Raw genomic sequence first — 19,333 nt, 5'->3', positions numbered from 1 at the left:
AAAACACCTGTGCGGTGATCCTTTCGGAACCCTGTGGGCCGCGCGGGCGTTGACCGGTCATGGCGACGGACCCCTACTGGAACCACAACACGCACTACCATCCCTGGCTGCTCGATCAGGTGCCCGCGCACGCCCGCACCGCCCTCGATATCGGGTGCGGCGACGGCCTGCTCGCCCGCAAACTCGCCACCCGCTGTGATGCGGTGCTCGGCATCGACATCGACTCCGAGGTCATCGCGAACGCACCGTCCACACCCCACGTGCACCTGGACAAGGCCGACTTCCGCGACCTCGACGACACCTTCGACATGGTGACCGCGGTCGCCACCCTGCACCATGTCCCCGTCCGCGAAGGTATGGCGGCGGTGCGCGACCTCGTCGCACCCGGCGGCACGCTCGCGGTGGTCGGGCTCTGGAAGATGCACCCGCTCAACGACATCGGCTACCTCCCGCTGCTTCCGGTCGTCTGGGCCACCGACCGTCGCCACCGCCGCCGAGCAGGCGGACCGAACGCGACGATCCGGGATCCGGAGGAAACGCTCGGCGAAATCCGGCGGGCCGCCGAGGAATTCCTCCCCGGTGCGCAGATCCGCCGCCGCCTGCTGTGGCGATACACGCTGCTGTGGCAACGACCCCGCTGACCCCGCCGATCCCCTCATCGCACACGGCCCGGTAGCCCGCTGTGATCTGAATCGCAGTTGCTCAACTCCCCACGGTCGGCGGCGCGAACCCGGTGATACAGTCCGGCCAGTTTTTCGACGGGGAGGGATTCTCATCAGCACAACGCCGACAGTTCTGTGGCGCACCGGTTTCGGGGTGCCGCGGTGACCCGGACAAGATGGATCGTGGTCGGCATCCTGGCCGCCGTGGTCGCGGTGATCGTCGCGGTGGTCACGGTCGTCGCGGTGACCGGGCCGCAGGATCCGCGCGAGTTCGTCGCCGAGAAGTACCAGCGTGCCCGCCAGCTCGACCAGGCCAACGACGGCCTCGCCTTCACCACGGCCGCCGCGCCCGCCGCGGTCGCGGCCGCCATCGCCAAGGCCACCGAGCCGCGCGACCGCCGCAATACCGGCGACAACCACTATCTGCGGTTCGACAAGGACCTCGTCGCGGTGTCGCCGCACGCGGGCGGCTCGCTCGTGCTGGTCGACAGCTGGGCCAACGGCACCCGCCGCCACCACTCGCACACCAGCAGCTACGGCTGGACCAGCGGTTCCGCGGCGGGTGACTACCGCGGTGGCGGCAGCGACAGCGGCGGCAAGTAGTTCATTCGGGGCATCTCGCCTCACAAGCACAGGAGGACACTCATGCTCGCCGAACTGGGGGCGGACGCGGGCGCCGCGCTCGCCTATTCCGCGGTGGGAATCGTGTTGATGGCCGTCGGATTCGGGCTCGTCGACCTGCTCACCCCCGGTGATCTGCGCGCGCAGATCTGGATCGAACGCAACCGCAATGCCGCGACCCTGCTCGCCTCGAACCTGTTCGGCACCGGCATCATCGTCGCCACCGCCATCTGGACCTCCGACGGGGAGATCGTGAAGGCGCTGCTGGCGAGCGCGGTGTACGGCGTGATCGGGCTGGCCGCGATGGCGTTGGCGTTCGTGCTGCTCGACGCGCTCACCCCCGGTGATTTCCGGACCGTTGTCGCCGATCCCGAACCGCACCCGGCGGTCTGGGTGACGGCATCGGCCCATGTCGCCGTCGCGCTGGTGGTGGCCGCGGGCCTCACCTGATGCCCACCCACCGCCTGGCGCGGGCGGCGCTGCTGGCGACGGTATTCGTCTGCGCCGCGTGCGGTCTGGTGTACGAGCTGTCGCTGGTGACCCTCGGCAGCTATCTGATCGGTGACACCGCCGCGCAGGCCTCGATCACCCTGAGCGTGATGGTGTGCGCGATGGGTGTCGGTGCGCTCCTCGCCAAACCGTTGCGCCCGCATGCCGCCGCCGCGTTCGTCGCGGTGGAGCTGGCGCTCGCGGTGATCGGCGGGTTGTCGGTGGCGGCGCTCTACGCCAGCTACGCCTGGCTCAACGTGTACACCGCCGCGCTCGTCGTGGCGGCGGCGGTGATCGGGATGCTCGTCGGCGCCGAGATCCCGCTGCTGATGGAGCTGTTGCAGCAGGTGCGCAAGCAGGAGGCCAGCAGTGCGGTGGCCGACTTGTTCGCCGCCGACTATGTCGGCGCGCTGCTGGGTGGCCTGGCGTTCCCGTTCCTGCTGCTGCCGGTGTTCGGGCAGATCCGCGGCAGCCTCGTGGTGGGTGTGGTGAACGCGATCGCCGGTCTGGCGTTGGCGTTCTTCTTCTTTCGCGACCGGATGACCCGCGCCGCCCGGCACACCCTGATCGCCACGACCGCCGTCGTCGCCTGCGGCCTGACGAGCGCCTACCTGTACGCCGACCGTTTCGAGGCCACCGCGCAGCAGGCGCTGTTCGCGCATCCGATCGTGTGGCAGACCCGCACGCCGTATCAGCAGATCGTGCTCACCGAGTCGTTCTCGCCGTTCGCCACCACCGACACCCGGCTGTTCCTCAACGGCGGCCTGCAGTTCTCCTCCGTCGACGAGTACCGCTACCACGAGGCGCTGGTGCACCCGGTGCTCGCCGGGTCACGCCGCTCGGTGCTCGTGCTCGGCGGTGGCGACGGGCTCGCGCTGCGTGAGATCCTGCGCTACCCCGACGTGGAGCGGGTGACGCTGGTCGAGCTCGACCCGGCGATGGTGGAGCTGGCCCGCACCGACGACCGGCTCACCGAACTGAACCGGCACGCCTTCGACGATCCGCGCGTGCGGGTGGTCAACGCCGACGCCTTCAACTGGTTGCGCGGTGCGCCAGGGCTTTTCGACGCGGTGATCGTCGACCTGCCCGACCCCGACCAGACCTCGGTCGCCAAGCTGTACTCGCAGGAGTTCTACGCGATGACCGCGAATGTCCTGGCTTCCGGCGCCCGCCTGGTGGTGCAGTCCGGTTCCCCGTTCTTCGCGCCACGCTCCTTCTGGACCATCGACGCCACCCTGCGCTCTGCCGGACTGCACACCACCCCGTTCCACGTGGATGTGCCCAGTTTCGGCGACTGGGGCTTCGTCCTCGCGGCGATGAACGAGCCCCCGACCCCCACGCTGCGCTCCCCCACTCCCCTACGCTCCCTGGACGAGACAACTCTCACCGCGGCCACCGTCTTCCCCCCGGACCGCCGCCCGAAAGACCCTCAGGTCTCCACCCTCATGCACCCGGTGATCCTCGACCTCCAACGCCAGGAATGGCGTTGAACCCGGCCCCGCCGCGGGCCGAGTTCCCAGCATCGACACCGAGGTCCTCATCCCGCCGACGCGGTGGTCCGGAACGGCACTGAACCCGGTTCAGCCGCACACCGAGTCCCCAGGACCGACCGAGGTCGTACTCCTGATTCGCCCGGTGATCCTGGACGCGCAGCGCCGTTCATGGCATCGGATCCGGTTCAACCGCAAGCCAATTGGGTTCCCGTGACGGCCAAGGCCAGCACCGCCACCGAAGTCGACAGTGCCCGTCCCTGTTGCCGCATACGCCGTCCGAGACGGTTGATCTCGGCACCCGCGCCCGTCGCCACGGCGCGCACCGCCGCACCGACACTCAGCGCGGCCGACGCCAGCCCGCGGCGCGCCCGGCGGTACCCCTCGACCAGCGCTACGGACCGCAGACGGCCCCCGAATACGGACGCGGCGTCCACGCGCCGCGACGCAGATCCCGCGCCTTCTTCGCCACCCGCGCGGCGGCGCCGAGTCCGTCGGAACGCACCGACGACGGTCAGGATCAGAGCGGTGATGAGCATCGTCTTCCCTTTCCGCTCAGCGTGTTCCGGCCGCAACGGCTGGTGCTGATCGACGCTTGCCCGGTGCGGTGACGACGCCGAAGGCGATCAGGCTGTCGGCGGTGTCGCGGACCGTCTGTTCCACCGGGCGCATGGTCCAGCCGAGTTCGCGGCGAGCCTTCTCGGCGCTCACGCGTTCGGCACGGCCGAGGACCGGCACGGTGAGGCGAACGGTCTTGTCGAAGAGGGCGACGAGGCGGACCAGGGCGTTGGGCAGTACCCGCGTCGGCACGCGGAAGCCCTGGGGGCCGAAGTCGCGGGCGAGCAGGCCGGCCAGCTCCGCCATCCACAGCGGCTCGCCACCGCAGATGTACCGGTTTCCCGCCGCCGCAGGAACTTCCATGGCGAGGCGGTGGGCAATGGCGAGGTCGCGCACGTCGACCGGGGACCAGCCGGTGCGCACCGAACCCGGCACATCGCGGGCCAGCAGGCGCTGGATCGGTGCGTGCGAGGTGCTGGTTCGTGGTTCGAGCAGTGGCCCGAGGATCATGCCCGGATTCAGCACCACCAGCTCGAGATCGCTGGTGTCGCCGAGGGATTCGACGTACTCCCAAGCGGCGCGTTCGGCGAGGGTCTTGCTCTTCTGGTAGGCCGGAATCCGATCGACGACCGACCAGTCGTTCTCGGTCCGCACGTCGTCGTTGCCGTGGCCGTAGGCGACCGCCGCCACCGAGGAGGTGAGCACGACCCGCCGCACCCCGGCCGCGGCCGCCGCACGCAGCACCCGGAGCGTGCCCTGCACGGCGGGCTCGATGAGGTCGCGCTCGTTCTCCGGCGGACTGTCGGGGAACGGGGAGGCGACGTGCAGCACGGTGTCGCAGCCGGCCACCGCCTCGGCCCACCCGGCATCGTCGTCGAGCGTCGCGGCGGCGAATTCCAGCTCGCCACCGGTGCGACCGGCCAGCTCGGTGAGGTGGGCGCGCTTGGCGGTGGCGCCGAGATCGCGCACGGTGCCGCGCACGGCGTATCCGTGCTCGAGTAGTTCGGCGATGCAGTGTCCGGCGACGAAGCCGGTGGCGCCGGTGACGAGAACCCTTGCGGTCATGGTGTTCATCCGTTCCCTCGGAGAGGCCCACCCATCTGAGCGGTGCTCAGATAATCTAAGCACCGCATAGATTTGCTGTCCAGTGCCTATTTTCCCGGGCGCGTCGCCTAGGCTCGGAGGGGTGAAGCGCACCAGTTACCACCACGGCGACCTGCGAGCCACCCTGATGGCGGCCTGCCTGCGCCTGATCGAGAGCGAGGGGCTCACGGCGGTGAGCCTGCGCCGGGTCGCGCGCGAGGCCGGGGTGAGCAGCGGCGCGCCGTACCACCACTTCGCCGATCGCGCCGCGCTGCTGTCGGCGCTGTCGGTCGACGGTTTCCAGCGCCTGGCCGAGGAATTGATCGCCACGCGGGCGCAGGCGAGCAGCCCGCTGGCCGCGCTCACCGAACTCGCCGCCGCCTATGTGCGGTTCTCCCGCGAGAACCCGGCCCTGTTCCGGCTGATGTTCCGGCCCGAATTGTCCCAACCGGACAAGCATCCCGACGCCGCGCACGCCGGTGACACCGCCTTCGGCGTGCTCGCCGACACCGTCTCCGAATGTGTCGCCGCCGGACAGCTTCCCGCGAACCAGGCCGACACGCTCGCCGTGGCGTGGTGGAGTCTCGGCCACGGACTCGCCTCGCTGTGGCTCGACGGCCACCTCGAAAAGCGCAGTGAACAGCTGGGAACCAGCGCGCCCGACCTCGTCGACGAGATCATGCGCGCCTTCACCGCGCTCGTCGCCACACGCACCTGAAAATTTTGCGGTGCGGGGAGTGCGAGCGGCCCTAGAGTGGGTAAGGCTGTTCTACCCAGTGCGCCCGAACACGAGCAGGAGGCCCGATGGCTGAGACTGTGAAACTCGATCCCGCGGTCGAGGCGTTCGTCGACGCGCTCAACGCCCAGGACACCGACCGCTTCTACGGCGTGCTCGCCGAAGACGCCACCATGTCCGACGACGGCGTGGAACGCAACCTCGCGCAGTGGACCGAGGCCGAGATCTTCAGCGCCAACGGGCATCTGGAGATCGACACGGTGGAAGCCGACGGACTCGAGTTCACCGCCGACTACACCAACAGCCGGTGGGGTTCCATGCGCACCACCTGGCGATTCGATGTGCGCAACGGCCTCATCAGCCGCTTCGAGACCGGACAGGCGTGAACGAACTTCTCCTCCCGCGTTACGGCCACGCGTCACTGGCCGACCTGCTTCCCTCGATCCTGGCCTGCCTCGGCGTGCCCGGCGAGCACGATCGACTCGGTCTCGAGCTGGATGTCGACCGTGTGTGCGTGCTGCTCGTCGACGGGCTGGGTGCCACCGCTCTGGACACCGAAAGCGCTGCGGCACCGTTCCTTTCGGGATTACCCGCGGCCACCCTCGATGCCGGGTTCCCCAGTACGACGGCGACCAGCCTCACCACCCTCGGCACCGGCCTGCCGCCGGGCGAACACGGCACCGTCGGCTACACCTTCCAGCTGCCCGGGCAGGACCGCCTGTTCAACGGTCTGCGCTGGCAGCTCACCGGCGACGGGCCGAAGGTCGACGCTCTCGCCGAGTTCCCACCGGAGCGAATCCAGCCGCACCGCACCACCTTCGAACGCGCGACCGCCGCGGGCATCGCCGCCGTCCAGGTGGCACCGAGCTACCAGGACGGCTCGGGTCTCACCCGCGCCGGCTGGCGCGGTGGCGGATTCCGGACAGCCTTCTCGGTGGGCGACCTGGTCGACGGTGTGCTCACCGCGCTCGGCTCGGCACCGAAAACCCTTGTCTACACCTATCATTCGGATCTCGACACCACCGGGCACGCGCGCGGCCCGCAGACCAGGGCGTGGCGGTTCGAACTGGCCAATGTCGACCGGATCGCGGCCGAGCTGGCAGATAACCTGCCGCCGCGCTCGGCGTTGATCGTCACCGCCGATCACGGCATGGTGCCGCTGGTACACCGCATCGACTTCGACACCCACCCGCACCTGTCCGAGGGCGTGCGCGCGCTCGGCGGTGAACCGCGCGCCCGCCACGTCTACACCGAAGCGGGCGCCACCGACCAGGTCGCCGACACCTGGACGGGCACGCTCGGTGACGAGTTCGTGGTGCGCACCAAAGCCCAGGTCATCGAGGCCGGATGGTTCGGCCCGCGCGTGGATCCGGAGGTGGCTGCCCGGATCGGTGACCTCGTGGTGGTCGCCACCGGGACGAGCGGAGTGATCCGCAGCGGCGCCGAACCCCTGCAATCGCAGATGCCCGGCCATCACGGGTCGTTGACCGCCGACGAACTGCTCGTGCCGTTGCGAATCCACCGCAGCTGACCGCTGTGTTCGAGGGTGCCGACCCCGAGGACCCGGCGTGGACACGCTCCGCTACCGCCTCCGGGCTCGCCGCGCTCGGCATCTAGTCTGAAGCGGACCCGGGCGAGTCGCACCGGGCGCGACCTTTCAGGAGGAACCATGCACGCCACCCGCAGCGGCGCCGTCGCGGTCGGACTCGCGGTGCTGGCGGCACTGGTGACCGGCTGCTCCGATGTCGAGCGCCTGCTCAACCAGGGCGGCGACACCCCCTGCCGCGATTACATCAACCAGGAGCCGGACACCAAGCGGATCACCATCACCAAGGCGATCAAAGAGCAGACGGGCAACGACAACGAACCGGCAGGCACCGTGGTCGACGCGATGATCGTGCAGGTCGATCTGCTGTGCGCGGGCCAGCGCAATATCGACACCCCCATCAAGAACGCCGATATCGCGGGCCTGTTCCTGAACAAATAACCGACCGCGCGTCAAGCCGACGCGACAGGGCACACCCCGGTGACCCGGTAGTCCGCCCGTAATCCCGGCCCACGCCGCTGGCACACCTGATAGACAGGAACAGCCACCGACGAGCAGGAGTGAACGTGGGCGCATCCGACGATCCGATTCCCGGATCGCCCAGGCCCGACGGGCTCGCGGACTATCGCGGCGCGATCGAGGAGCAATGGAACCGCCTCGCCGCCCCGTCGCGTCCACTGCAACTGCCCCGCGACACCGGCCCCGTGCGCCGGGAGGTGGCCAGGTCCTGGCAGCGTTCCCTGCACACCGTCGACCCCGCCCAGACCGTCGCCCCCGGGCTCGACGACATCAGCGGCCGCTGGCGGGAGTCACCGCTGCGCAGGCCGGTCACCGAACTCGCGGGCCAATTGCGTGGTATCGCGGAGGATTCCGGCTATCTCGCCGTCGTCAGTGACGAATCGGGCACCATCCTGTGGACCGCGGGCGACCGCACCCTGCGCCGCCAGGGTGAGCAGGTGAACTTCGCGCCCGGCGGGGTGTGGGACGAAAGCCATATGGGCACCAACGGCCTGTCGCTCGCCCTGCACGACGACCGCGCCTGCACCGTGTTCTCCGCCGAACACCTGGTGGCCGCCCTGCACGGGTGGGTCTGCTATTCGGCGCCCATCCACGGACCCGACGGCCGCACCGTCGGTGTCCTCGATCTGTCCTCGACCTGGGAACGCTCGCACCCGATGGTGATGACCTCGGTACGCGCCCTCGTGACGGCCGTGGAGACCATGCTGCGCGCCGAGGCACCGTCTCCCGTTCCCGGTGTCCGTCTCGAATGTCTCGGCGCGGCAAGGCTGCTGCGCGACGGCCGACCCGTCCCCCTGCCGCCGCGCCAGCTCGAGATCCTCGCCCTGCTCGCCCTCGAACCCGACGGGTACACCCCGGAACAGCTGCACGCCGCCGTCTACGGCGACCGCGCGGTATCGCTGAACACGCTCAAAGCCGATGTCTCCCATCTGCGCCGGGCGACCAGGGGCGAGATCACCAACCGCCGGTACATGCTCACCGGTGCGGTGTCGTGCGACGCGGTGGAACTGCTCGCGGCCATCGAGGGCGGCGACCTCACCTCGGCGCTGTGGCTGTATCGCGGACCGCTGCTACCCGGCTCCGACCTGCCCGGCGTGCACCAGTGGCGCGACCATCTCGATGTCGGCCTGCGCGACGCGGTGCTCGCCAGCGATCGTCCCGAGCACGCGGTGGCCTTCGGGCAGCGCTGCCCCGGCGATGTCGCCGTGCACGAACACGCCCTGCGGCTGCTGCCGCGCGACGACGTCCGCCGGGCCGTCGTCACCGCTCGCCTGTACACCGCGCGCCAGGGCTGACCTGCGCGAACGGTACGACCAACCTCGTACCAACCTTCGCCGACCATAGTGTGTCCCACCACGCACGAGGTCGCGAGGAGCGAGACGCATGATCTACGGCAAGCCCGGATCGGATACCGGCATAGTCAGCTATGCCGCCCGATACGACAACTTCATCGGAGGCGAATGGGTCGCCCCCGTCGAAGGCCGCTATATCGACAACACCTCCCCGGTCGACGGCGAGGCGTTCTGCGCCGTTGCCCGTTCCGGCGCCGCCGACATCGACCTGGCGCTCACCGCCGCCCGCCGCGCCGCTCCCGGCTGGGCCGCCACCTCCCCGGCCGACCGCGCGGGCATCCTGCTCGCCATCGCCGACCGCATCGAGAACAGCATCGAACCTCTCGCGGTCGCCGAAACGTGGGACAACGGCAAACCCGTCCGCGAGACCCTGCACACCGATCTGCCCCTGGCCGTCGACCACTTCCGGTATTTCGCCGGCGTGCTGCGCGGACAGGAGGGGACGATCTCCACGGTCGACAGCGAGACCGTGGCCTACCACCTGTCCGGTCCGCTCGGCGTCGTCGGGCACATCCTCCCCTGGAACTACCCGATCCTCACTGCCGCATGGGAACTCGCGCCCGCCCTCGCGGCGGGCAACTGCGTGGTACTCAAGCCGGCCGAGCAGACACCGGCCTCGCTGCTGCTCGTCGTGGAGCTGATCGCCGACCTGCTGCCCGACGGTGTGCTCAACGTGGTCAACGGATTCGGGGCGGAAGCGGGCGTTCCACTGGCGCGCAGCCCGCAGCTCGACAAGCTCACTTTCACCGGTGATACCACGACGGCGCGGCTGATCCTGCGGCACGCCGCCGAGAACATCGTCCCGGTGTCGCTGCGGCTCGGTGGCAAGTGCGCCAATGTGTTCACCGCCGATGTCCTCGCCGCCGACGACACGTTCCTCGACAGCGCCGTCGAGGGATTCGTGATGTTCGTCCTGAACCAGGGTGAGGTCGGCACGTGCCCGTCACGTGCGCTGATCCACTCGTCGATCTACGACGAGTTCCTCGCCCGCTGCATCGCCCGCACCGAGGCCGTCGCGTCCGGTCATCCCCTCGACACCGAGACGATGATCGGCGCACAGGCCGGCAACGACCAGTACGAAAGGATCCTGTCCTACTTCGATATCGGCAGAGCCGAAGGCGCCCGCGTGCTGACTGGAGGGGAAGCACGCAAGGTCGACGGCCTGCCGGGTGGGTACTACATCGAACCCACCGTCTTCGAAGGCGACAACTCGATGCGGATCTTCCAGGAGGAGATCTTCGGCCCGGTGCTCGGGGTGACCCGCTACGACACGCTCGACGAAGCGGTGCGGGTCACCGACGACACCTCCCACCGCCTCGGTGCGGGCGTATGGACCCGCGATCTGGGCACCGCGCACCGGTTCGCGGGCGCGGTCGGCACCCGCCGGGTGTGGGCCAACTGCTACCACCCCTACCCCGCGCAGGCCGCGGGCGAGAACACCGCCATGATGCTGGGGCGCTACCAGCGGTCCAAGAACCTGCTGGTGCGCCATTCGACGACGACACCAGGGATGTTCTGATGCAGAACACGATCCACCGCGTGGATATCACCGAACGCGCCCAGGACCTGCTGCGCCGCGTCATCGAGGACAACGGCCCGGTGCTGTTCCGGCAGGCGGACGACTGCTGCGGGGACAACTCCGCGCCGATGTGCTTACCCACCAGGCAGTTCCCGATCGAGAAGAGCGACATCCTGCTCGGCCGGTTGAGCTGGCACACCGAATTCTGGATCACCCCGGAACAATTCGAGTGCTGGAAAGACACCCACCTCACCATCGATGTGACCCATGGACCCGCCTCCGAGCAGTCCCTGGAAGCCTCGCACGGCCTGCGATTCGTCCTGCGCGCGCGGCAGTTGACCGCGGCGGAGAACGCGGCGCTCGCGGCCGCACCGCCACCGCGCACCGGCGCCGACCGCACGCTGTAGGCGCGGGGAGAAGACCTGACCTGGCCCACCCCTCCGGGTACGCCAGGGCACGGCGAGCCCCCGCCGACTGGGCCATCGCGGCTCAGCCGGCGGGGCGAGCTCGAGTTCGCCCCGAATGCCAAATCGCGTCTCGCTCAGCGAGACCCGTGCGGCAACACTGCAACAATTCCGTTACGTTATGGCGATGTTCTTAGCGAGACTCGGTGTTCGCACCCGGATTCTGGCGATCGCTCTCATCCCCAGTCTGACCCTGGTGGTGGTCGGCGTCGGCACGGCGGGCTACCTGGTCGAGGAGAGCAACAAGGCCAAGACCTGGGCGACCGAGATGCAGGCGGCCGTCCCCTATACCCGCGCGCTGATCGAAGCGGTGCAGTCGGAACGTCAGCTCACCCTGGCCTATCTGGCCGGTGACGACACCGCCGCCGACGCCCTCGGCCCGGCCAGGACCCGCCTCGACGCGGCCGTGCAGGGCCTGATCGATATCTCCACCGATATCCGCGCGGTCGACGATTCCGAAATCGGTGACGACAAGGGCGGATTCAACACTCTCAAGACGCATCTGACCGGTGTGCGCCAGGGCGCCGACGCGCGGATGCTGCCCGCCAACGACGCCTACACCTTCTACAGCCGCCTGCTCGACGTGCTCACCCAGGGCACCAAGGTGGCCGAGCGCGCCGCCCCCGACGCGGAGGTGGCCTCCGGTGTGGCCGAGGGTGTGCGTCTGCTGCACGCCGCCGAGGCGATGTCGCGCAGCAACGCGATCTCCCTGTCGCTGGTCACCGCCGACGGCCCGACGGGCATCCCGATCGAGGAGCTCATCAACCAGATCGGTTACTACCACACCGAATTGGCCGGCATCGTCACCGAGCTAGACGAGGACGAGCGCGCCCCGATCGCCGCGATGATGTCCTCGCCGCACTTCGCCCAGCTCGCCGCGATGGAGTCGGCGATCGTGAGCCGTTTCGCCGCGCCGCAGCAGCCGACCGGCTCGTCGAGCCGCACGCAGACCGTCACCGCCCTGCCCATGTCGATCCCCGAATGGCACACCGCCGCAGGCGAAGTCAACCGGGCCATGATCGAGGCCTACGGTGCTCACAACAGCCATATCCAGAAGCTGGCCGAGAAGACCGCGCAGCGCGCCGAGGTGAACGCGGCGATGGCCGGCGGCGGCGTCGTCGTGGTCAGCCTGCTGGCGTTCCTGGTCGCGGTGATCCTCGCCAACCGGATCATCCGCCGACTGCGCAGGCTGCGCACTGAAACCCTCGCACTGGCCGACGAACAGCTGCCCGCCACTATGCGCGTCCTGCGCGAGGGTGGCCAGGTCGATCCCGCCGACATCGCCCCGAAGCTCGACTTCGGTCGCGACGAGATCGGCCAGGTCGCCGACGCCTTCGAGCACGCCGCCGCGGCAGCGCTGCGCGCGGCCGTCGACGAGGCACGCACCCGTGAGGGTGTGCGCGCGGTGTTCCTCAATATCGCCCACCGCAGCCAGATCGTGGTGCATCGTCAGCTCGAGATCCTCGACGAAGCCGAACGCAGCCAGGAGGATCCGGCGCTGCTGGAGACCCTGTTCCGGCTCGACCACCTGGCCACCCGTGAACGCCGCAACGCCGAGAACCTCATCATCCTCGGCGGTGGCCGCCCGGGTCGCCAGTGGCGCAACCCGATTCCGCTGATGGACATCGTGCGCAGCGCCATCGGCGAAACCCTCGACTACGCGCGGGTGCGGGTCACCAAGCTGCCCGAGGTCGACGTCGTCGGCACCGTGGTCGCCGACCTCGTGCACCTGCTCGCCGAACTCGTCGACAACGCCACCGCCTTCTCCCCGCCGCAGTCGCGGGTCGAGGCGGGCGGCAACATCGTCGGCAAGGGCGTGGTCGTGGAGATCACCGACCAGGGCATGGGCATGAGCCCCGAGGATCTGGCCCGCTACAACGACATGCTCGCCGATCCGCCGGACTTCGGCGTGGGCACGCTGTCCTCGGATTCGCGTCTGGGCCTGTTCGTTGTCGCGAGACTGTCCACCGCGCACGGTGTTTCGGTGCGGCTCAGCGAGTCCGACTACGGCGGCATCCGCGCCATCGTGCTCATCCCGCAGAACCTGCTCGCCGGGACCGCGGCGATGCCGAGCTCGCCCGCGACCACCGGTCCGCTGCGCCGTGGGCTGCCCCGTCCGCACGAGCAGGCGCCCGCCGCCGCGCTCGAGCAGGCACCGGTGGCCACCCTGGTCGCCGAACCGCCGGCACCGCGCCCCGCCGAGCCGATCGTCGACACCCGCGTCGTCGAGGTCGAAGCCCAACCGCAGCCGGAGACCGGCCCCGACGGCAGGCCCCTGCTGCCCCGCCGTCAGCGGCAGACGAATCTGCGACCCGAACTCGCCGAGGAACCGACCACCGCCGAAACGACCGCGCCCGCGCCGCGTCCCCGCTCCGCCGAGCAGGCCCGCGACCTGATGTCCGCGATCGAGATCGGCACTCGACAGGGCCGCAAGCCCCTGTCGAACTCTCACCAGGACGAACAGGAAGGCTGAGGTGAACTCTCCCCAACCAGGTGATCTCAACTGGCTGCTCGACGATCTCGTCGACCGGCTGGCAGGGGTCCGCTACGCGGTCGTGTTGTCCACCGACGGGCTGCTGCTCGGGCGCTCCACCCAGATGAAGCGGGAGGACGCCGAGCATTTCGCGGCGATGTCGTCCACGCTCTACGGGCTGGCGCGCAGCGCGGGCAACCGGTTCGACGGCGGCGGCGTACGCCAGGCCGTGATCGAACTCGATCGGGCCGTCCTGTTCGTGACCTCCGCCGGTGACAACGCCTGCCTGGCGTTGCAGGCCACCGAGTCGGCCAATCTCGGGATGGTCGCCTACGAGATGAACCTCACCGTGCAGCGGGTCGGCAGCTTCCTGTCGGCGGAACCGCGTCACGGGCTGGCCGAAATATAGGACGCGGCACCATGACTCGACTCGGCGATCCGTGGTTCGACGACGCGGCCGGACCCCTGGTCCGGCCGTACGCGGTGACCCGCGGCCGCACCATGGGTGCGGCGCACGACCTGGACATGCTGACAGTGGTTGTCGCGGTGCATCCCGCGCCGACCCTGCGCAGGCCCGAACCCGAGTACGGCACGATCGCACAGCTGTGCAAACGTCCGCAGTCGGTGGCCGAGGTGTCGGCCGTGCTGAAACTTCCTCTTGCGGTGACCAAGATCCTCGTCGGTGATCTCATCGGCGACGGCCACCTCATCTTCCGGGCTCCGGTAGCGGCCGAGGCAGGCGCCGGCGACCTCAACGTATTGCGAGCGGTTCTGGATGGCATCCGAAAACTTTGACCCGACCATGAGCAGGCACCTCGCCGCCTCGGTCAAGATCCTCATCGCCGGCGGCTTCGGCGTCGGCAAGACCACGATGGTCTCCTCGATCAGCGAGATCGCCCCGCTGCGCACCGAGGAGCTGATCACCGAGGTGAGCACCGGTGTCGACGATCTGTCGGGGGTGGAGCAGAAGTCGACGACCACGGTCGCGCTCGACTTCGGCCGCATCACCATCGACCGCGACCTGGTGCTGTACCTGTTCGGCACGCCCGGCCAGGACCGCTTCTGGTTCCTGTGGGACGAGCTGTGCCGCGGCGCCCTCGGCGCGATCGTGCTCGCCGATACCCGCAGGCTGAGCAATTCCTTCGCCGCCGTGGACTTCTTCGAACGTCGTGGGCTGCCGTTCCTGATCGCGGTGAACTGCTTCGACGGTGCTCCCCGCTACACCGTGGACGAGGTCCGCGACGCGCTGGATCTTGACCCGAACACCCCGGTGATCCTGTGTGATGCCCGCGACCGTCCGTCGGCCAAGGCGGTGCTCACCCACCTGGTCGAGTACCTCATCGACCGCGCCACCCGCACGCCGGTCACCACCTAGCTCCCACGACGACGCCCACCAGCACCCTGGTGGGCGTCGTCGTCTTCAGTGACCGCCCGGTGCGGCGACCGCTCGTTCAGCGGCCCGGCTGGTCGCCTCCCACGCCGCCCAGGTGTCGAGTTTGGCGCGGGTGAGGTCGAAGGCCAAGTCGTACACCATGTTTCCGAGCAGCAGGCGCCGCGGCGGGTCGTCGGAGCCGACCAGTTCCAGCAGTGCCTCGGCGGCCAGCGCCGGTTCGCTGTCGATGGAACCCTCCGCCCACTGGGCCTCCAGCTGGGCGCGCAGCGGGGCGTAGGCCTCGATCGGTTCGGTGTTGTGCATCGCGGTGTAGAGCTCGGTCCAGTAGCCACCGGGCTGCAGAATGCTCACCCGCACACCGAAATCGGCCGCCTCGAGCGCGAGTGCCTCACTCATGCCCTCGAGCGCGAACTTGCTCGCGGCGTACATCCCCGACAGCGGGAATCCGGCCAGACCCCCGATGCTCGAGACCTGGACGATGTGGCCCGAGCGCTGCGCCCGCAGGTGCGGGAGCACGGCCTGGCTCACCCACAGGGCGCCGAAGAAGTTCACCTCGAACTGGGCGCGGGCCTCGTCCTCGGTGAATTCCTCGATCATGCCCATCGACAGGGTGCCCGCGTTGTTCACCACGATGTCGAGGCGGCCGAAGTGCGCGACAGCTTCCTCGACGGCACCGATCACGGCGGCCCGGTCGGTGACGTCGAGGGTCAGGGGCAGTACCCGGCCCGGGTGGGCGGCGGCGAGTTCGTCGAGTGCGGTTCGGGTGCGGGCGGCGGCGACCACTCGGTCGCCCGCGGCGAGCGCGGCCTCGGCGAAGGCGCGGCCGAGACCACGGCTGGCGCCGGTGATGAACCAGCTGCGGGGAGATACGGCGGTGGTCATGTCACTCTCCTATCCAGTCGAGACGGTCCGTCTCGACTCACGGATTACACCATGCCAACAGTCGGCCACGCTGTCAAGACGCAACGTCTCGTCTCTTTCCGCCTCCCTGAGCGCCAGCCGCTCTCCGATTCACCTCTCGATCTCACGCCGCACGGATCGTGCACGTTAGGTCGCGGATTTCCGACCGTAGTCGGATCTGCGGACCGCTCGAACCGGTTAGCGTGGGACCAGGCGGTTCTGCGGAAGGCGGGAAAAGCTGTGGACAGCAAGACGATCGCGCGCCAATGCACACTGTGCGAGGCACACTGCGGAATTCTGGTGACGGTGCGGGATCACCGCGTCACCCGGATCGAAGGCAATCCCGACGACGTTCTCTCCCGGGGCTACATCTGCCCCAAGGCCACCGCCATGGGCGGCCTGCATCACGACCCCGACCGATTGCGCACCCCGATGCGGCGCACCGCCTCCGGATTCGTCCCGGTGACCTGGGACGAGGCGTTCCGCGAGATCGGCATCAGACTGCGGGCCGTGCGCGCCACGCACGGCCCGAGCGCGATCGCCATGTACATGGGTAACCCGGCAGCGCACAGTTCGTCGGTGCTCTACGGCGGGTTGTTGCGGGCGGCCCTGTTCACCCGGAACTTCTTCACCGCGTCCTCGATCGACCAGTTCCCGCAGGAATTCACCGCCTGGCGGATGTTCGGATCGAATGTGCTGATGCCGGTGGCCGATATCGATCGCACGCACCGGCTGGTGGTCCTCGGGGCCAATCCGGCGGTGTCGAACGGCTCGATCACCACCATGCCCGGCGCCAAACAGCGCATCAAGGACGTCCGCAAACGGGGTGGGACGGTGGTCGTGATCGACCCGCGCCGCACCGAAACCGCCCGCCTGGCCGACGAACACGTCGCCGTGCGGCCCGGCGGTGACGTCTATCTGCTGCTCGGCATGCTGCACGTGCTGCTCACCGAGGGATTGTGCGACGAACGCCGGGTGCGCGGGCAGTGCGTGGGTATGGACGAACTCAACGCCTTGGTCGCCGACACCACGCCCGAGCGGATGGCCGGTCCGGCCGGGGTCGACGCCGACACCATCCGCAAGCTCGCCCGCGACCACGCGGCCGCGCCCTCGGCGGTGCTGTACGCGCGCATCGGTGTCTGCCAGCAGGTCACGGGCACCCTCACCCACTGGCTGGTGAACACGATCAACGCCGTCACCGGCAATCTCGATCGGCCCGGCGGCCAGATGTTCGCCACGCCGGTCGTCGACGGCGCGCGGTACGCCAAGTACCTGCGGGTGGGCCACGGCGCGTGGACCGACCGCACCGGCGCCTACCGGTCCTTCCGCAGCGAATTGCCCGTCGCCGCGCTCGCACACGACATCCTCGAGCCGGGCCACGACCGGATCCGGGCGATGATCACCTACGCGGGCAACCCGGTGCTCTCGACACCGCAGGCGGGCAAGCTCGACGAAGCCCTCGCCGCCCTCGACTTCTTCGTCGCCGTCGACATGTACATCACCGAGACCACCCGGCACGCCGACTTCATCCTGCCGCCCGTCTCCGCGCTGGAACGCGAGGAGCTGAACCTGCTGTTCCCCATCTTCAGCGTGCGCAACAACGCCCGCTACGACGCGAAGGTGTTCGACCCACCCGCCGACGGCAAGGACGACTGGCAGATCCTGGCCCGCCTCGTCACCGAGGTGACCCCACTGCCCGCCCGCCGGTTCACCGGCCGGGTCCTCGACGCGGTCTTCGAGCAGCTCAGCCCCCTGCGCCTGACCGCGGCCGCGGTGGCGGCAGGCCCCTACGGGGTCTTGCGGCGCGGCCGGAAAGGATTGACGCTCGGCAAGATTCGCGACACACCGGGCGGCGTCGACCTCGGTCCGTTGCGCCCGCGCCTACCCGAACTGATCGGCACCCCCGACCGGGCGGTCCACCTGGCACCCGCCGATTTCCTCGCGGCGGTCCGCACGGCCCTCGACGAAACAGACTCCCCCACAACTGATTACGACCTGCAACTGATCGGCCGACGGCACCTGCGCAGCAACAACTCCTGGCTGCACAACATCGAGTCGATGGTCAAGGGCCGCGACCGCTGCACGGTCCTGATGCACCCCGACGATGCCGCCGCCCGCGGCCTCGCCGACGGCGACCAGGCCACCGTCGAGTCCCCGATCGGCGCCATCGAGGTTCCGGTGGAGATCAGCACCGACATCCGGGCCGGTGTGGTGGCCGTGCCACACGGATACGGCCACCGAGAACCCGGCGTCGGTTGGCAGGTGGCCGCTGCCCTGCCAGGTGCCAATGTCAACCTGCTGCACGACCCGGCCCGCACCGACCCGCTCTCGGGCACGTCGGCGGTGAACAACACCTGGGTGCGGGTCAGCCGGGTCGAGAAGACAGGCAGCGCAACCGGGTCCGAGGTGGCCGTGGCGCCGCGGTGAAGTCACCGCGGCGAGACGATCAGCGGAAACGCAGGTCGGCGGTGGCCAGACCGAAGATCTTGCGACCGGCCGACTTGGCGACGACCGCGATCACCGCGGTACGGGCGACCGGATCCAGGGACTTCACCCGGCCGGTGTACTCGACCTGCCCACCCTCGCGGCCGACGATCGTGTAGTTCGACAGGCGGACACCGTAGCGGGTCACCGCGCCCGGATCGCCCGACCAGGCGGACAGGAAGCCCGCACCGAGGCCCATGGTCACCATGCCGTGGGCGATGATGTCGGGCAGCCCCGCCAGCTGGGCGATGCGCTCGTCCCAGTGGATCGGGTTGCTGTCGCCGGACACACCGGCGTAGTTCACCAGATCGCCGCGCGACAGGCGCGCGTCGCGCAGCGGCAGTTCGTCGCCGACACTGAGGTCCTCGAAGGCGAGCGTGGTGCTCGGCACCCGGGCGGCCCCGGCGGCGGACAGGTGGATGTCGCCCTCGGGGCGGCGCGGGGTCTCGACGTCGGACGCGGCGGCGTCCTTGTCCTGGCTGAAGACCTTCACCCCGTGCACCATCACGTTCTCCACCGCACGAGTGATCTCGGGGTCCACCCCGTCGTCACCGGTGATGCCGACGACCGTGGTGTGCATGATGTGCACGGTCTCGCCGGATTCGTCGGCGAAGGTGTTGGTGACGGTGATGAGGTCCTTGCCCGCGATGCGGCGCACCGAGGACAGCTCCACGTCCACGGTCAGGCGGTCACCGGCGACGATCGGCTTGTGCTGCTCGAAGACCTGCTCGGTCTGCACGAACATGTCGTAGCCGACGACCACCGATTCGAACAGGTGCCGGTTGGCCGCCATCGCGGGAATGGAGACGAACGTCAACGGGGCGACCAGACCCTGGTACCCGAGCGCGGCGGCCGCCTCGTCCTCCCAGTGCGCGGGATGGAAATCCTGCACCGCGCGGGCGTATTCGCGCACCTTCTCACGGCCGACCTCGTAGACGTCGTCCACCCGGTAGTAGTGCCCTACCTTCGACGCGATATCGGGGGCTTCGGCCACGGAAGTCACTATGGATCACCTTCGTTCGGGGGACGGACTCCCGGCAGGGT

General features: G+C 69.3%; 20 protein-coding genes. 16 read left to right on the top strand and 4 right to left on the bottom strand.

Annotated elements, in window-relative coordinates:
* The first annotated feature begins 59 nt into the window (after nt 1–59).
* The 4 genes from NI2_RS18120 (at nt 60) to NI2_RS18105 (ending at nt 3,262) form a co-directional block, all read left to right on the top strand.
* Complete coding sequence (locus NI2_RS18120; RefSeq protein ID WP_067492242.1) at nt 60–641, top strand: class I SAM-dependent methyltransferase; 582 nt, start codon at nt 60–62, stop codon at nt 639–641.
* A gap of 183 nt (nt 642–824) precedes the next feature.
* Nucleotides 825–1,265, top strand: coding sequence for a DUF4247 domain-containing protein (locus NI2_RS18115; RefSeq protein WP_166655702.1), 441 nt, complete (start codon nt 825–827; stop codon nt 1,263–1,265).
* 42 nt (nt 1,266–1,307) lie between these two features.
* Complete coding sequence (locus NI2_RS18110; protein WP_067492240.1) at nt 1,308–1,733, top strand: DUF350 domain-containing protein; 426 nt, start codon at nt 1,308–1,310, stop codon at nt 1,731–1,733.
* Nucleotides 1,733–3,262, top strand: coding sequence for a polyamine aminopropyltransferase (locus NI2_RS18105; protein ID WP_067492239.1), 1,530 nt, complete (start codon nt 1,733–1,735; stop codon nt 3,260–3,262). Before NI2_RS18110 ends, NI2_RS18105 begins: the two co-directional genes overlap by 1 nt.
* A 188-nt stretch (nt 3,263–3,450) precedes the next feature.
* Here NI2_RS18105 and NI2_RS18100 read toward each other — a convergent pair whose 3' ends face one another.
* Nucleotides 3,451–3,801, bottom strand: a complete 351-nt coding sequence (locus tag NI2_RS18100) for a hypothetical protein (RefSeq protein ID WP_067492238.1) — start codon at nt 3,799–3,801, stop codon at nt 3,451–3,453.
* A 16-nt stretch (nt 3,802–3,817) separates the two neighbouring features.
* A complete protein-coding gene (locus NI2_RS18095; RefSeq protein WP_067492262.1) occupies nt 3,818–4,885 on the bottom strand; it encodes an NAD-dependent epimerase/dehydratase family protein in 1,068 nt (355 codons plus the stop codon).
* Nucleotides 4,886–5,006: 121 nt separating this feature from the next.
* On the opposite strand from NI2_RS18095, the gene NI2_RS18090 reads away from it, so the two are divergent.
* The 11 genes from NI2_RS18090 to NI2_RS18040 all read left to right on the top strand — a co-directional run bounded on the left by NI2_RS18090 (nt 5,007) and on the right by NI2_RS18040 (nt 14,887).
* Nucleotides 5,007–5,621, top strand: coding sequence for a TetR/AcrR family transcriptional regulator (locus NI2_RS18090; protein WP_067492237.1), 615 nt, complete (start codon nt 5,007–5,009; stop codon nt 5,619–5,621).
* 86 nt (nt 5,622–5,707) lie between these two features.
* Nucleotides 5,708–6,025, top strand: a complete 318-nt coding sequence (locus NI2_RS18085; RefSeq protein ID WP_067492236.1) for a nuclear transport factor 2 family protein — start codon at nt 5,708–5,710, stop codon at nt 6,023–6,025.
* Nucleotides 6,022–7,170 carry an alkaline phosphatase family protein gene (locus NI2_RS18080; RefSeq protein WP_084476507.1) on the top strand — a complete coding sequence of 383 codons (1,149 nt, stop codon included), beginning with the start codon at nt 6,022–6,024 and terminating at the stop codon, nt 7,168–7,170. The genes NI2_RS18085 and NI2_RS18080 overlap by 4 nt, the downstream gene beginning before the upstream one ends.
* 138 nt (nt 7,171–7,308) lie before the next feature.
* A complete protein-coding gene (locus NI2_RS18075; protein WP_067492235.1) occupies nt 7,309–7,626 on the top strand; it encodes a hypothetical protein in 318 nt (105 codons plus the stop codon).
* 119 nt (nt 7,627–7,745) lie between these two features.
* Nucleotides 7,746–8,999: a transcriptional regulator gene (locus NI2_RS18070; RefSeq protein ID WP_067492234.1), complete on the top strand. Its 1,254-nt coding sequence runs from the start codon at nt 7,746–7,748 to the stop codon at nt 8,997–8,999.
* Between the two features lie 88 nt (nt 9,000–9,087).
* Nucleotides 9,088–10,575 carry an aldehyde dehydrogenase family protein gene (locus NI2_RS18065; protein WP_067492233.1) on the top strand — a complete coding sequence of 496 codons (1,488 nt, stop codon included), beginning with the start codon at nt 9,088–9,090 and terminating at the stop codon, nt 10,573–10,575.
* The gene (locus tag NI2_RS18060) at nt 10,575–10,982 is read left to right on the top strand and encodes a DUF779 domain-containing protein (protein WP_067492232.1); all 408 of its coding nucleotides are present in this window, start codon (nt 10,575–10,577) and stop codon (nt 10,980–10,982) included. Before NI2_RS18065 ends, NI2_RS18060 begins: the two co-directional genes overlap by 1 nt.
* A gap of 184 nt (nt 10,983–11,166) precedes the next feature.
* Nucleotides 11,167–13,512 (top strand): sensor histidine kinase, encoded by a 2,346-nt coding sequence (locus NI2_RS18055; protein ID WP_067492260.1) that lies wholly within the window; start codon nt 11,167–11,169, stop codon nt 13,510–13,512.
* Nucleotide 13,513: 1 nt separating this feature from the next.
* The gene (locus NI2_RS18050; protein WP_067492231.1) at nt 13,514–13,921 is read left to right on the top strand and encodes a roadblock/LC7 domain-containing protein; all 408 of its coding nucleotides are present in this window, start codon (nt 13,514–13,516) and stop codon (nt 13,919–13,921) included.
* 11 nt (nt 13,922–13,932) lie between these two features.
* The gene (locus tag NI2_RS18045) at nt 13,933–14,307 is read left to right on the top strand and encodes a DUF742 domain-containing protein (protein WP_067492230.1); all 375 of its coding nucleotides are present in this window, start codon (nt 13,933–13,935) and stop codon (nt 14,305–14,307) included.
* A complete protein-coding gene (locus NI2_RS18040) occupies nt 14,288–14,887 on the top strand; it encodes a GTP-binding protein (protein WP_067492229.1) in 600 nt (199 codons plus the stop codon). Before NI2_RS18045 ends, NI2_RS18040 begins: the two co-directional genes overlap by 20 nt.
* 45 nt (nt 14,888–14,932) lie before the next feature.
* Here NI2_RS18040 and NI2_RS18035 read toward each other — a convergent pair whose 3' ends face one another.
* Nucleotides 14,933–15,787, bottom strand: coding sequence for an SDR family NAD(P)-dependent oxidoreductase (locus tag NI2_RS18035; protein ID WP_067492228.1), 855 nt, complete (start codon nt 15,785–15,787; stop codon nt 14,933–14,935).
* 258 nt (nt 15,788–16,045) lie between these two features.
* Here NI2_RS18035 and NI2_RS18030 point away from each other — a divergent pair, with 258 nt between their 5' ends.
* Nucleotides 16,046–18,232: a molybdopterin oxidoreductase family protein gene (locus tag NI2_RS18030; RefSeq protein WP_067492227.1), complete on the top strand. Its 2,187-nt coding sequence runs from the start codon at nt 16,046–16,048 to the stop codon at nt 18,230–18,232.
* A gap of 19 nt (nt 18,233–18,251) precedes the next feature.
* On the opposite strand, the gene NI2_RS18025 is transcribed toward NI2_RS18030, so the two are convergent.
* Entirely contained in the window at nt 18,252–19,292 is a 1,041-nt protein-coding gene (locus NI2_RS18025) for a fused (3R)-hydroxyacyl-ACP dehydratase subunits HadA/HadB (RefSeq protein WP_067492226.1), read from the bottom strand.
* Between the last annotated feature and the right edge of the window lie 41 nt (nt 19,293–19,333).

Origin of the sequence: Nocardia ignorata NBRC 108230 (assembly GCF_001612905.1) — a bacterium.
In the GTDB taxonomy this organism is placed as follows: domain Bacteria; phylum Actinomycetota; class Actinomycetes; order Mycobacteriales; family Mycobacteriaceae; genus Nocardia; species Nocardia ignorata.
This window is presented reverse-complemented; position numbering and strand designations above follow the sequence as displayed.